Annotated in this window: 11 protein-coding genes and 2 pseudogenes; 8 read left to right on the top strand and 5 right to left on the bottom strand. The window is 51.7% G+C overall.

From position 1 onward, the window contains the following. Both QJ48_RS14855 and QJ48_RS14860 read right to left on the bottom strand, forming a co-directional pair. Positions 1-400: helix-turn-helix domain-containing protein (locus QJ48_RS14855; RefSeq protein ID WP_157261636.1), on the bottom strand; the 400-nt coding region annotated here is incomplete at its 3' end. 35 nt (positions 401-435) lie between these two features. After that, the gene (locus QJ48_RS14860; RefSeq protein WP_054974435.1) at positions 436-3,585 is read right to left on the bottom strand and encodes an ATP-binding protein; all 3,150 of its coding nucleotides are present in this window, start codon (positions 3,583-3,585) and stop codon (positions 436-438) included. 161 nt (positions 3,586-3,746) lie between these two features. Between QJ48_RS14860 and QJ48_RS14865 the strand changes: the two genes are divergently transcribed. The 4 genes and pseudogenes from QJ48_RS14865 (at position 3,747) to QJ48_RS14875 (ending at position 7,610) form a co-directional block, all read left to right on the top strand. Continuing rightward, positions 3,747-4,709, top strand: a complete 963-nt coding sequence (locus QJ48_RS14865) for an NADP-dependent oxidoreductase (RefSeq protein ID WP_054974349.1) — start codon at positions 3,747-3,749, stop codon at positions 4,707-4,709. Positions 4,710-5,092: 383 nt separating this feature from the next. Further along, positions 5,093-6,886 (top strand): hybrid sensor histidine kinase/response regulator transcription factor, encoded by a 1,794-nt coding sequence (locus tag QJ48_RS14870; protein ID WP_054974350.1) that lies wholly within the window; start codon positions 5,093-5,095, stop codon positions 6,884-6,886. A gap of 174 nt (positions 6,887-7,060) precedes the next feature. Continuing rightward, a pseudogene (locus QJ48_RS36895) lies at positions 7,061-7,210 on the top strand (IS1595 family transposase); the annotation flags it as partial. A 52-nt stretch (positions 7,211-7,262) separates the two neighbouring features. Beyond that, entirely contained in the window at positions 7,263-7,610 is a 348-nt protein-coding gene (locus QJ48_RS14875) for a hypothetical protein (RefSeq protein WP_054974351.1), read from the top strand. 286 nt (positions 7,611-7,896) lie between these two features. Here the strand turns inward: QJ48_RS14875 and QJ48_RS35945 are convergent. Continuing rightward, positions 7,897-8,539, bottom strand: a pseudogene (locus QJ48_RS35945) (NAD(P)H-dependent oxidoreductase). Positions 8,540-8,617: 78 nt separating this feature from the next. After that, positions 8,618-10,261 carry a glycoside hydrolase family 19 protein gene (locus QJ48_RS14880; protein ID WP_054974352.1) on the bottom strand — a complete coding sequence of 548 codons (1,644 nt, stop codon included), beginning with the start codon at positions 10,259-10,261 and terminating at the stop codon, positions 8,618-8,620. A gap of 351 nt (positions 10,262-10,612) precedes the next feature. On the opposite strand from QJ48_RS14880, the gene QJ48_RS14885 reads away from it, so the two are divergent. The 4 genes from QJ48_RS14885 (at position 10,613) to QJ48_RS14900 (ending at position 13,211) form a co-directional block, all read left to right on the top strand. Then, positions 10,613-11,044: a YciI family protein gene (locus tag QJ48_RS14885; protein WP_054974353.1), complete on the top strand. Its 432-nt coding sequence runs from the start codon at positions 10,613-10,615 to the stop codon at positions 11,042-11,044. After that, a complete protein-coding gene (locus tag QJ48_RS14890) occupies positions 11,041-12,315 on the top strand; it encodes an RNA polymerase sigma factor (RefSeq protein WP_054974354.1) in 1,275 nt (424 codons plus the stop codon). Before QJ48_RS14885 ends, QJ48_RS14890 begins: the two co-directional genes overlap by 4 nt. Positions 12,316-12,453: 138 nt before the next feature. Next, a complete protein-coding gene (locus QJ48_RS14895) occupies positions 12,454-12,855 on the top strand; it encodes a VOC family protein (RefSeq protein ID WP_054974355.1) in 402 nt (133 codons plus the stop codon). Between the two features lie 14 nt (positions 12,856-12,869). After that, complete coding sequence (locus tag QJ48_RS14900) at positions 12,870-13,211, top strand: DUF1801 domain-containing protein (protein ID WP_054974356.1); 342 nt, start codon at positions 12,870-12,872, stop codon at positions 13,209-13,211. A gap of 296 nt (positions 13,212-13,507) precedes the next feature. Here the strand turns inward: QJ48_RS14900 and QJ48_RS14905 are convergent, their stop codons facing one another. Further along, positions 13,508-14,272: a phytanoyl-CoA dioxygenase family protein gene (locus QJ48_RS14905; RefSeq protein WP_054974357.1), complete on the bottom strand. Its 765-nt coding sequence runs from the start codon at positions 14,270-14,272 to the stop codon at positions 13,508-13,510. Positions 14,273-14,349 lie beyond the last annotated feature (77 nt).

Here is a 14,349-nt window from a genome sequence, read left to right on the forward strand (position 1 = left end):
CGACAACGGTAAAAGCGGCTTTCTTCACCAGCTTCGGTTCCATGTTCGTTCCTCCCGTAATGGAAATATAATCGACCATGCGCTGAACCGCAGCCAGAAGCTTTTGTTGGCGCCCAATTTCGTCACGAATGCTGTTTGTGTGCTCCAAGAGGATCGGCTTCAGCTTTTCGGCATCCCCCAGCGTCCCGTTTTGTTTTAGCTCGCGTATGATCTCGATGCCGAGTCCCATGGAGCGCAGAAACAAAATTCGGCGCAGCTCGGGCAACTGCTCAGGCGAGTAGAAGCGATATTGGTTTTCCTCGCCGACTTTGACGGGTGTGAACAAGCCGACGGCATCATAGTGTCTGAGCGTTTTGGCAGACACGTTAAAAATGCGCGCCAATTGCCCAACGGTAAGCATGGCGGATTCTCCTTTCGCATCGGTCTGATCCCATCCTACAAGATTGCCCCAGGGGAAAGGTCAAGACCTTTGTTCATATTGTCCGGAATGACAAAGGACACCGTAGTCCCTTCATTCGGCTTGCTGCGAATGGACAAGCCTTGACCATACAATTGGGTCAAGCGCCGATTCGTATTGGAAAGTCCGATTCCTCGTCTGCTTTTGGCCGCCGAATTCAACAGCTGCTTGACCTTGTCCGGTTCCATACCCTTGCCGTCATCCGCGACTTCAACATGGATGAACCCGTCTTGTCTGGCTATCCGGATACGGATCGTACCGCCTTTAATTTGGCTGAGAAGGCCATGCTTGACGGCATTTTCGACCAGCGGCTGGATCGAAAGCGGGGGGAGAAGCAGGTCGATGCCCGGGTCAACCTCCCACAAGACCGACAGCCTGCTGCCGAACCGCTCTTGTTCAACAAACAGGTAGGCTTCCACAAGCTCCAGCTCGTGGGATAGCTCTACAAGCTTTCCGGTATTGAGAAAATCAAAACTGATCCGCAAAAAGGATGCAAACGCATCGCCGATCTGGCGCATTTTTTCCGTGTCGATCTCGCTCAGCGCCATAATGGAATTCAGCGTATTGAACAGAAAATGAGGCTGAATTTGTGCCTGTAGATAGGCGGCCTCCATGCGTAAACGTTCTTGGATGGATTGCTTCAGCGTGATCAATGCCCTAATCCGGTATTGCAGCTCCAGCGCGTCGACCGGCTTGGTCACGTAATCGTTGGCTCCCGACTTGAAGCCGGTATAGATGTCGGCAGGCTGGCTGCGCGCGGTCAGCAGCAGCACCGGAAGCTCGGATAAGGAGTACTGCTCCCTTACCTTCTGCGTCAACTCGTAGCCGGACATCTGCGGCATCATGACATCGGCGATCAGCAGATCCCATTGCTGGGTACCCAGCAGCTCCAGCACCTCGCGGGCAGAATGAGCGGTCGTGATGCGGTACGGCTCCGACGAAAGGATGCCAACAAGCACATTCAAGTTGACAGGATCGTCATCCACGGCCAAAATATTCGCCTTCCCGTCATTCTCAAGCGGCGGGACAAGTGCAAAAGCAGCCAATTCGCCGATGGAGGCATCCGAAGCTATTACCGCGGCGAGCACGTTTTCCGCTGCGTCCGAGATCTGTGGAAGCTGAAGCGGATTTTGCGGCAGCGACGGGAGATGCGACACGTTAGCTAACGGAAGGTCGAAGCTGAATACCGAACCTTTTCCAAGTTCGGAGCGGACGGTCAATGCACCGCCGTGCAATTCGACCAGCTGCTTGCATATGCTTAACCCAAGTCCGATGCCCCGTCCGTCGCTTATGCCATAAGATCCTTGTTCGTAAGGGAGAAACACCCTCGCCTGGGTCTCCTCATCCATGCCGACCCCGGTGTCGGAGATATGGATCACGGCGTGCCCTTCCCGGGTCTCGGCGGAAACGGAAATGGTTCCTTTCTCCGTGTATTTGAGCGCGTTATGCACCAAGTTATATAAAATTTGCACGAGCCTTTTCTCATCGGCCATGACCGGCGGCATCGATTCCGTGATGTCCATATGCAGTCGGACAGGCTTGCCCTCAAGCATAAATTGAAGCATGCCGATGACGCCGGGCACGACGGCTTGAATGTGCAGAGGCTCTTGCTGCAGCACGATGCGGTGTTCCTGGAGCCGTGCGACATCGAGAAGATCGCCGAGCATATGCGACATGCGGCGGCTGATGGTAATCAGCAGCTCCATGTCTTTCAGGCTGCGCTCGTTCAGCTTCGTTTTTTCTTTGATCACGACACTTTGAGCGATATTGATAATGCCGTGCAGCGGCGTTCTCAGCTCATGCGACGTATTGGCGAGAAACTGGTCCTTCAATTTGTCGGCTTTCCTTAACTGATCGTTGAGGACGGCGTTTTCCCTGGCATTGCGGAAATATTGTTTAAACCAGTAGGCCGAAAAACCGATAATCGCCGCAATAATATCGATCGGATAGTAAACGGGATTATAGGAGCTCTGCAGGCTCCAGAGAAAACTCGACATAATGCCGGCCGCGGACATCACTAAAAAGACGCCGTCGTTGACGGCTCTTTTCCCGAAGATCATGGTTCCCGCCGTATAAGCAAACCAGACGAAGGGGAGCAAATAGAAGCAAGCAAATATCCCCAGGTCAACCGATCCATTCACCCATGCCGCATTGGCAGCGAACAGAAAACCCGTATAAGCAAGGAGCACCGCGGTAAGTACCTGCAAGCCTATACTCTTCGGAGGAGCCGAAGAGAATCTCCTAAAGAGTAGAAGCATAAGATACGAATGCCACAGCAGGGCGATCAGTCTGAGCTTCAGCGCCCATGTATAGTTGATCGGCAGCCATAGCAAAAGCAGGTTATCATGACCGGTCATAATGGAAATTCCGGTTGTCAGCATCAACAGAAAGACAATGACCAACGCCCGTTCATGAGGGTTAAACGAATACAGGATAAAAGCATACATACCGTGAAGCATCAAGACGATAAACGTAACCAGTTGAAACCCGATGGAATACCAGCGTGCATAGTCGATCGCTGCTTGGGAGCCAAAGTAAATGGGGCGCAAGATCCCACCGTTATAAGGGTCGTCGAAATTCGCCACCCGGATAAGCAATTCAAGCTCTGTGGCCCCCACTGCATCGTAGGAGGCCGTGTAGGAGACGTTTTCGGGCCTATACTCATTCGCATGTTCGGCAGGCTTTCCGATATTGGGTTTAACCTGCTCGTTGATTTCCACACCGGATGAGGCCTGTATGCCCCGCAACCAAAAAGCGACAGGCTGCTTCAGCGGATCGACCAGAATGCGCAGTCGATACGTTCCGTAGCCATACGAGGAGTCCGGGCCATTCGTCAGTTGGCTGCTCCAATCTCCCGGAACCTGAATAGGGCGGAATTCGTTTTCCGCCGACGCTGCGTCCCGGTGAAAAGCCAATTTTCCAGGGTAGAACTGCCACTCGCCATCCAAGGAGATGGTAGGGGATTGATCCAGGTCCACACCGCGCAAATCGAGCACGCCATGGACGGCTCGGGGGTGCTCTAATGTGGGGAAAATTTCGGTCCAAGTCCAGCGCAGGCCGAGGAGGATGCCGAGAAATAATATAATGGTCGCTATATACTTAGACGTGGTGTTATTTTTCATTCGCATCATAACGAAGAAGTTCGACGGAACTTGCGCTTATTCCTTTTTCATACGGCTCCTTATGTTCTTCATTAAGGCCAGAGAATTCAGAATCCCGGTGAAGTGTGCGCTCAGTATCAGGAAATGTATAATAAAGGAGAGAATGATACGATGAAGGGGGCTGTTTTATGAAGGGCGTAGGAATCGAACAATATGGCGATGTCAACGAATTGCGAACCATTGAATTGCCGACAAAGCAGCTTGGACCCGATGATTTGATGATTTCCGTTCAGGCGAGCGGTGTGAATCCGGTAGATTGGAAGGTGCGAGAGGGCAAGCTAAAGCAAGACTTCGCGTTTGAGCTTCCTCTAATTTTGGGATGGGATGCGGCAGGAACGGTCAAGGCTGCGGGAGCAAACGTACAAGATTTCCACGTCGGGGACGATGTGTTTTTCCGCCCGTTGTTTGATCGTTTTGGGACTTACGCAGATGAAATCGTAGTTCCCGCCTCGATCGTATCGAAGATACCCAAGGGTATATCTTATATGGAAGCTGCATCTCTCCCGTTGGCCGGTCTCACGGCTTTGCAGGCCATCGAGGAGGTCGGACAGGTCGGGCCGGAAACCCGTGTCCTGATTTTGGCGGGCAGCGGAGGCGTCGGGTCTCTTGCCATCCAAATAGTGAAAGCACGGGGCGCATATGTAGCAGCAACGACCAGCACGCGGAACGCTAAGTTTGTACGTGAATTGGGAGCGGATGAAGTGTTGACCTATGACACGGGGAGCATACAGTCTTCCGTACAGTTTGACTTCCTGTTTGATACCATAGGCGGCTCCGCTTATGGAGATGCCCTGAAATTGATGAAGCCCGGCGGGGTAGTGGCTACGATTATCAGCAGCAGAGATGCTATACGTCCGGATGTTGCCGATGCTCTTGAACGAGACCTGCGCCTTCGGACGGAATTTGTGTTTACCCGGCCGGATGGGAAAAATATGAATCGTATTCGTGAGCTTGTGGAAGAAGGGAAAGTGAAGCCTCTCATCTCGGAAGTCTATCCGATGACCGTAGACGGAGTAAGGAAAGCCCATCTTGCCAGCCAGACCGGACGAACGCGCGGCAAGATTGTATTAAGTCGAGAATTTTCCCAGTGATACTGGGTTAAGAAGTGGCTCGTTGAGGGCCACTTTTCTTTTGTACTGAAAAGTAGAAGAAAGAAGCAGTCGAAGATCAGCGCCCCCGCCAAAATAGCTGACAAAGCAAGTGCCGCTCCTTTTTGCATGTTGAATGATTTCATTTCTCAGCGTCAATTCCTATAGTGACAAAACTTGCACAGTGTTCGAATGACATCGTGCTTCATCCCTTCGCGTAGAAGGCCTGGCAAGCTGTGAGCTACCCATGTGACACGACTCCAGTTGGTCTAGTCGTTTAAGAAGCCCCGTATTCTTCCGCTTGACGAGGATGAAAATAGCATGATAGGTTTGAAATCATAGGAACTCTTCTTATTATAAAAAAAGCAAGCAGGTGTACATGATCCGTGTTATCCATACTAAAAAAATGGTTTTGGTATGATTGGGTGGTTTTTGCTATACGGACGGTCTGGCTGGCCATTATCGTCATCTCCGATTTCATCAATCCGTCTCTGATCGTTGTGCCGTTATGGATTGTCTTGATGTTTGCGCTCCTGGTTTATGTCATTCCGCCAATCGTTCAATATCGGAAAAGAAACTGGTATCTGGCAGTCGAAGTTCTAGCTGCCGGCTTCTTCCATCTTTATTTAGCGCATGCAGCGCCGGGGTTGCTGTGGTCTTTCGTTTTATTCGCGATGATTATCGGCTTGTCCAGCAGTAGGCAAACGTATGTGTGGACGGGTATCCCTTGCGGCGTCGTTTTTCCGGCTTTGAACGGCTGGCTCGCCGATCGTCTCCCCTACGAGTTTATGTTTAGTTGCAGCTTTGGTTTCGCCATCGGCTTCGCGTTCAGTATATTAATTCAGTCCCACAAGCAGGCCCGAATCATTCAAGAGCAGAAGCAATTGCTGGAGCAGCACATTACACAAATCGAGGAGCTTACGCTGAGGGAGGAGCGCAATCGGCTGTCACACGAGCTGCATGACACGATTGGCCATGCGCTAACCTCGCTGATCGTCGGCGTTGAATCACTCCGCTCATCCGTACCCGCTGGACAGATCGAACGGATCGATTCTCTTGTCGGCATTGCACAGCGCAGTCTGAATGATATTCGAAACCATCTGCACCAGCTCTCTCATGGTCCGTTAAGCTATTCGTTAAGTGAATCGTTGCTGCAATTAACCGAAGAATTTATGAAGTCTACAGGGGTAACGGTCAGCTTCCGCGTGATCGGCAACGAGGCTCTCGTAATACAGAAAATGAACTTTTGTTTATATCGCTGCCTGCAAGAATCTCTCACCAACGCGGTTCGTCACGGTCAAGCGAGCGCGGTATCCGTTCAGCTGTATTTCGATAGTCGCCAGCTCCGGTTACAAATCGAAGATAACGGCACCGGCACGGAATCCATCCGGTTCGGATTCGGTCTAAATGGGATGAAGGAACGGCTTGATCAACTTCATGGCACGCTGTCCGTTCATTCACAATTAGGACAAGGAACTGTTGTCATATGTAGTATTCCTTTGCAGGAAGAGCCTCTGCATGGCCATATCCGCCTGCTGATTGTTGACGATCAGGCGGTCATTGCCGACAGCTTGCGGCATATTTTAGAGCAGCATGCTGATTTTATCGTCGTTGGTACGGCCGGGGACGGGCACGAGGCATTGGAACATTGCGAGCGATCCCGGCCGGATATCGTGCTAATGGATATTCGAATGCAGGGAATGAACGGGCTTGAAGCCTTGCTTGAGATGAAACAACGCTGGCCTGACATGAAGGTTGTGCTCATGACGACATTTGAGGATTCCATACAGGCGGCAACCGCACTGGAGCACGGGGCGGAAGGCTATATGCTGAAGTCGATTCATCCGCGAGAGATGACTGAAGCCTTGAAGCTCATCTATAGCGGAGGAACGTGGATCGATCAGTCGATCGCCACGCGAGTATTCGAGGAGATGAAGCGTCAGCGTGAGCAGCTGGAGAAGTACAGCCCGCGGCAAGAAAATTATCCGTACGGGCTTACGAAACGGGAGATGGAGATTTTACAGCATCTGTCGGATGGACTGCGTTACAAGTCCATCGCCGCCAAGCTGTTTTTATCGGAGGGGACGGTACGCAATTATTGCTCGACGCTCTACTCGAAGCTCGGTGTCAGCAACCGTGAAGAAGCCATTGAATTAGCGCGAGTGGAGAGTATCGTATAAATGCCCGTTCCTGACAATGGAGGGAAAGGCTTATAGAAGAACGGAAGCCGTCGCAATAGCGACGGCTACAAAAGCATAAAGATGGGCTTGTTTGTCCTCACTGTGACAGCCATTTTGTTGTATGATTTGGAAGGTATGTCATTAAAACTCGTGCTGGAGAGGTAAAGCGGCAACGTCTAAAAAGGGATTTACCATATTCAAAATGTAAACAGTTACCATAGTCGTTTGAAGCGATGGATTGACCGCTTTAATGGCGTTGCAACCAAGTATTTGCAACATTATTTGGCTTGGTTCCGATATATAGATAACAAGGAATATGAAAATACAGCGTCGATTTAATTAACGGGCAGAATTGCATGAATAAGGGAGACGACCTATGAAGTTCACATTTAATAATTTCACATGTGATGTTGAGATATTTAATAAAGATAAAGACGATGTTGTAGTAAGATTTTCTGATAAAACAAAAGAACAAAATGAAGAAGAAATTATTGATCTTGTTATTGTTGATCCAGGTTATGGGTATCTTTGCTTGAAAATCAAGGGTGAAGGAGCATTATTGAGCGGATTTTTAGATGAAGGTATTTTTGTAACTGATGATATGGTAGAAGCCGCAATTAATTACATAGAAGATTTATTACCACATGCAAAGAATAGATATATGCCATATCACGTAGCTCGCTTTAAAAAATCGAGCTACGTAGAATATAATGGTGAGTATTAAAAAAATTTTAATCCAATTGGAATTTAAATCATTTGGATGAATCAGATTGAACTAATAGGGAACGTTGCTCAAAACCACCCGTCTTCTCAGGAAGACGGGTTTCTTCTAATCCAAAATCAACATTGAGGTTTAACATAGCCTTATTATTTAGGAAATTATGCGACTTGATTCCCTATGGATAACGGGGGCTCCCCCAAAAGTAATCGGAATCAGCTTCGAAGCATTGCTTCACTTTTGGGGATTTATTCTTGTGGATTCCGGTTCGAGAACGATGCCAAACCTCCTATTAGAAACGTTTGGCAACTTCCTTAGCATGTGCAATTGCTTTTTCTTTAATAGCTGGAGCTTGCTCTAATGATGCCGTTCCTTCAACAAGAATTGCTTCAATAGATTGAAGCCCATAGAACTGTAAAACCTTATTAAGATAGCTGTATCCCATTTCAACTGCAGCAAGAGGACCTTCCGAATAAACGGAACCACTAGCCTGAATGTGTAAGGCTTTCTTGCCGGACAACAGACCCACAGGACCATTTTTTGGTATATTTGAAAGTCTTACCCGCAACTGAAGTCGCATCAGTGTATGCTTTCAAAACCGGTGGGATCGAGAAATTCCACATGGGGGAAACATACACGTACTTATCAGCAGCCACGTATTGATCAACAATCGCTTCAAGACGAGCTACTTTTGATTTCTCAGCATCAGACAGTTGATCGAAAGACGAACCCGACCGAAGCTTTCCCCAACCACGTAAAACATCAGCATCAAATTGCGGAATATTCTCTTTGTACAGATCCAAATGAACAACTTCATCTGTTGGATTTGCTTCACGGTACGCTTCAATAAATTCTGTGCCTACCGCGATTACAAAGGCACGCGGCCTGTCAGAACATAAAGAAGATCGCCCATATCCTGGCCAAGAAGGCTGGATGAAAGGCGATCTTCTTCATTTATAGATATTCCTATATTGAACGGGCGGTGTTCCCATGCTGCGCTCGAGGGGAGTGCGCTAGAACGGACTCATGCCGAGCGTGTTCAGCTTCTCACCCGTAATGTCGATGCCCATTTTTGTCGTAATGTCGCGATAATGACCGACCCGGCGGCCGATCCGGTTGTCGGTTTCGTCCTTATTGCCCTCCAGATTGCCGTTGATGATCATGATCGTAATTCCGAAGCCCGGCGGGGTTAACCCTTTGGCAGTTTCCTCCGCCGAAGGCGTCCAATTGCCGACCATGACGTCATGGGCCGACGGCTTCGGCGGCTGCGGCGTCATCCAGAACAGGATCGCGGTCATAAAGCCCAATTTACCGTCGCTCGTAATGAGTTCCGGCTGCTGGAGCAGCGTGTTTTTATTGCCGTAGATAATGCCGCTGAACAAGCCGTAGTTGTAGTTCCAGCTCAGTTGGATCGGCCCGCGTCCATGATACGATTTGCCCGCAACCGGCGGATAATCGGCATGGGTCTGCACGTAACCGATGTTGGTACTATTGATGTACGATACTTCCTCGTTCCAGAACAAGCCCCAACGAAGCTCGCCGCCGGGCGCCGTCGCCCAGCCCCCGCCCGTTTCATGCGCAATATTGGCGAGGAAGGCTGCCAGCTCCCGCTTGCGGTTTGCGGCAGAGCCTTCTTTGAGGAATGAACCGAAATCGACGGTTTTGGAGACGATCGGTACCGTCAAGTTCCACGAAGCGTTGAAATCGGCATTTTGATAGATGAGCGTTTCCGTCTTCGCCGCCTTGTCCAGTCGGAAAATACGATGATTCCAAGTCGCTCCCTGCCGGTATTCGAGCTTGTACTTGATATTCGCCACCTCGGTTACGGCGGCAATCAGGTTGCTGTACGAATAATAGTCTCCTTGTCCGGGCTTGTAATACGGCTTGGAAGCGGCGAAAGTATGCCACTCCGGCGAGCCGATGCGGATCGGGAACAGCGCTTCGTACTCGGCCTGCGGCAGCGCGCTCTGCACGGCGGCAACGGCATTGGCCGGCGAATATTGCGGATCGATGCCGCCCCAGATCGACGCGATTTGCGAATCGGTCAGGACGCGGCTTTGGCCGACGTTCAGACCGCCCAGCGATGTCTTTACTTTGAGGCTTGCGCTTGCCGTCGTGTTGTTGGCGCCATCCCTCGCGGCAACGTAATACGTATATTCGGTATCCTGCTGCAGCCCTGTATCGGTGTAGGTCAGCGTGGAAGCGTTGGCCGAGGAGCCGACCTTCGTCCCGTTGCGGTAAATATCGTAGCCGGCCACAGCGATGTTGTCCGTAGCCGCAGTCCAAGCCAGCGTGATCGTGTCCGCGGTTTGCCCGGTCGATGCAAGGTTCGTCGGAGCCGTCGGCGGGATAGCATCGCTGCCGCCACCCGTGTCCGGACCGACCAGCTGCCACGGCGAGCTTGACGGGTCGCCCGTGCCCGGCGTGTCGCCCTGCGTCCACCATTTGGCCCGGTATATATTGCCGTTGTAGCTGACCTCGTTGCCGGACACGTACACTTGGGTGGAGACCCAAGGCGAGGCGGCTAAGGCCGCTTGCTGTCCGGCATTGGCGGAAGCGATAGCTGTAACCGGTTCCAAAGGTGCGAGCGCCAACAGGGCGGACAGCGCGGCGACGCTTGCTTGCACCGCCTTCTTGCGGGTGAATTTAGATTTCATCATTAACCTCCTATTACGATTGGATTAATTTCACTTTCTAGTATATTTGATCCAAAATCTATTATATATAGATATAATTTACTATTTATCTTAAAGATTCCCTTAAGCGTCGGGCTTCGTTGACAAGTACGATCACCCTTCACACTTCCAGCGACGATTTGATAGAATCAACATGTAGTTTATTTTAGTAAATCTTACATTGGGAGTACGTGGAGGAACATTCGACCTTCTCTGAAAATATTTTTTTGAGGATGTGTCGATTTGATCGCGATTCGTTCGTCGTGTAAATAGAGGCGAAATTCGGGAGACCTAATTCAGGTCTCTGGGCCAAAAAAAGGAGGAGAACCACCCATGAGATTCATGATGATTGTAAAGGCTTCGACAGACTCCGAAGCGGGCGTCATGCCAAGCCAGGAGCTCGTTGACGCGATGATGAAGTATAACGAGGAATTGGTAAAGGCCGGCGTACTCCTGGCCGCCGAAGGACTTCATGCCAGCTCGAACGGGATTCGCATTTCCTATCCGGAGCCCGGCGGCAAGCCCAAGGTCGTCGACGGCCCGTTCACCGAGTCGAAGGAGCTGATCGCCGGCTTCACGCTCATCGAGGTGAAATCGAGGGAAGAGGCGATTGAATGGGCGATGCGCATGCCGGACCCGCACGGCAACGGCGAGGGCGTCATTGAGCTGCGTCAGGTGATCGAGACGACAGAGTTGACCGAGGACCCGGATAATCTGGCTTTACACGCCATGATCCGCGAGCAAGGGAAGCCGGAGAGATCGTGAAGCCGTCCTCGACTCATCGTACGATCGATGCCATTTGGAGAATCGAATCGGCCAAAATCATCGCAGGCCTCGCACGAATCGTGCGTGACGTCGGGGTGGCCGAGGATCTCGCGCAGGATGCGCTCGTCGTCGCGCTTGAAAAATGGCCGGAGGCGGGAATACCGGATAACCCGGGCGCTTGGCTTATGACGACCGCGAAACGCCGGGCGTTGGATTGGCTGCGCAGGAATCAATTGCTCGGACGCAAGTACGAAGAGCTGGGCCGCGAGATGGAGTCCCGGCACGAAGACGACTTCGATGCGATCATGGACGGCAACGTCAGTGACGATCTATTGCGCTTGATCTTCACGACCTGCCATCCGGTGCTTTCGTCCGAGGCGCGCGTGGCGCTTACGCTGCGGCTGCTGGGAGGGCTGACCACCGAGGAAATTGCGCGTGCCTTCTTCGTTCAGGAGGCGACCGTCGCCCAGCGGATCGTCCGGGCCAAAAGGACCCTCTCAGCCGCGCGCGTGCCCTTCGAGGTACCTGAGAGAACCGAGCTTAAGGCCCGCCTTCAGTCGGTCTACGAGGTCCTTTATCTCATGTTCAACGAGGGCTATTCCGCCACTTCCGGGGAGAACTGGATTCGCCCGGTGCTTTGCGAGGAGGCGCTGCGTCTTGGACGGATTCTCGCGGAAATCGTCCCCGGAGAGTCGGAGGTTCACGGTCTGGTCGCGCTTATGGAAATTCAGTCTTCGCGGCTGAAGACGCGGGTAAGCCCAACGGGAGAGCCGATCCTCCTCATGGATCAAAATCGGGCGCTGTGGGATCACCTCCTGATCCGCCGCGGCCTGGCCGCCTTGCAGCGCACCGAACGGATCGGCGGCATGCTCGGCCCGTATGCGCTGCAAGCTTCGATTGCGGCGTGCCATGCGCGGGCCCGCACGCCCGAGGAGACCGACTGGGTTCGTATTTCAGCGCTGTATGAAGCGCTGTGTCAGGTAGCGCCATCCCCCGTCGTCGAGCTGAACCGCGCCGTTGCGCTCGCGATGGCGTTTGGCCCGGAGGTGGGGCTGGAGATCGTCGATGCGCTGGCATCGGAGCCGTCTTTGAAAGGCTACCACCTGCTGCCGAGTGTTCGCGGCGATTTCTTGTTCAAGCTGGGCCGGTTCAAGGAAGCGTGCGAGGAGTTCAAGCGTGCCGCATCGCTGACCCATAACGCGCGAGAGCGGGCGCTGCTGCTCAGGCGTGCCTCCGATTGCGTATCGGGTACGGAGGAAAGCCGTTTTTAGAGATGAGGCTGCTATTTTAAAAAAATATTTTGTGATCGTGTCGATTTCGTCGAATCCCGATCGTCGTATGAATAAAGGCCGGTTTTCAACATTCCATTTTGAATCCCGGTTCAACCAATCCCTGGAAGGATGTTGCTTATGAAAGCCAACCTAACCCCATTCATTTCTTCGCAGGATGCCAGATCCCAAGCCGAATTTTATGCGCAGGCGCTTGGCGGGGAGATTCAATCCATGATTACCTTCGGCGAAATCCCCGGCACACCGGAGGAAAATAAAGATAAAGTGATGTACATGGCGATGACGGTGGCCGGAGGGAATGTCTTGTTCATGTCCGACTCCTTCGGACCGGTAAGCACGAACGGAGGAATCGCAATGGCGCTATCGTTCGACGACGAAGCCGAAGCGCGGGAAGCATACGCCAATTTAGGAAAGGGCGGCACGGACAAATATCCGTTCGTTCTGCAGCCTTGGGGTGCGTATTACGGCGAGGTCATTGACAAGTTCGGGATCACTTGGCAGATTGTGAAGCAGGGAAAATAAAGGAGGAAAACATGATGAGTCAGGAAGTTATTGAATTTATTAACGCAATCAAAGAACCGTGGCAGGCGGAAATTTCGACACGTCTTCGCGAGATGGTCCTTCAAACGTTACCGGACGTTCAAGAGCGTCTCCAATACAAGAAGCCTCACTTCTTGAAAAACGGTAAGTACGCTGCCGTGATCTCGACGTCGAAGGATGCGGTTAGCTTTACGATTTTTAATCCCGGCGGATTTGAATTTCCCGAAGGCCCGTTGGACGGCCCTCCCGAGCGAAAAACGATCAAGCTGCGCAGCGGTCAAGCGGTCGATTACGATCAATTAGCGTCGCTGTTAAGTCAAGCTTCCGCTTCCCTGTGAAGGTGTCGAGCAAAGGGGCTGTCCAGATGGGACAGCCCTAGAGTGTTGTGAAAGTGATCAGCTGAAGTAATAGAGGTGTACGAGGGGGTGGGGTATCTACTTCCGGTCGCTCTTGTCTGCAGGAAATTTTTATTGGAATCCGCTTAGCAGCAGGTATTTCCCACAGACAAAGGCGAACGCTATCGTTCCTCCAGTAGATACCCCACCACCGTATGTTTCTCTATTCAATCAAAAAGCTCTTTTTCAACACTCTGAGGCTGATGGGACAGCCTCTTGCTCTGCTTGCAAAAGCTAACCTAGTGAGCCCCTTTATATTCCTTGAATATCGGATTGTGGCCGCAAACCATAAGCCCCTGTCCCCAGTTCACGTGAACTTCTTCCGTCGGCAAATCCTCGGGATCACGGTATTGGACCAGCACGTTTCTTCTCGGCCGTGTGCTTCGATTGACGTCGGAGCCGTGAATCGTCAAGTAATTGAAGAACAGAACATCTCCCGCGCTTGCCGGACAAGGCGTCCCCAAAGAGATCGGGTACTCTTTATGATCGAGATAATGGGCTCCTACGTGCGGCATCGGGCCATTTTTGTGCGTTCCGGGAATGACGCACAGACAACCGCTTTCCATGTCGGAATCGTCCAAGTGGATACTTGCCGCGATCATCGAATGATTCGCATGCGGGAAATACGGGTAATCCTGATGCATCGGGAACGCTGCGCCTTTTTCCGGGGGCTTGACCAGCATCTTCGAATGGTGGACTTGCACATTTGGGCCAATCAATCTGGATAAGACGGCCGCCATGTTAGGATGGCACAGCGCCCGGGTAAATACCGCGTCATGATAATGTACATCGTGAAAGCCCTTTAATACGAGCTTCTTCAGCTGCTCCGGCGGCAAATAATCGCCTTGCCACGTGTCGCTTCGATCGAACTTCGATTTGGCCGCGCGGTCGATAATCGCATCCGTGGCGGTTCGCATTGCTTCTACTTCCTCGCTGTTGAATACGCCTTTCACCAGCAAATATCCGTTTTCATGATAAAAATCAACTTGCTCCTGGGTAATCATCCTGTCAGCCTCCCCCAAATTGATGAATCGCTATCCATGATGTTATTGTAGAGAGAAACCGGCTGGTTGTATTTGAT

This window comes from Paenibacillus sp. A3 (assembly GCF_001399685.1).
In the GTDB taxonomy this organism is placed as follows: domain Bacteria; phylum Bacillota; class Bacilli; order Paenibacillales; family NBRC-103111; genus Paenibacillus_G.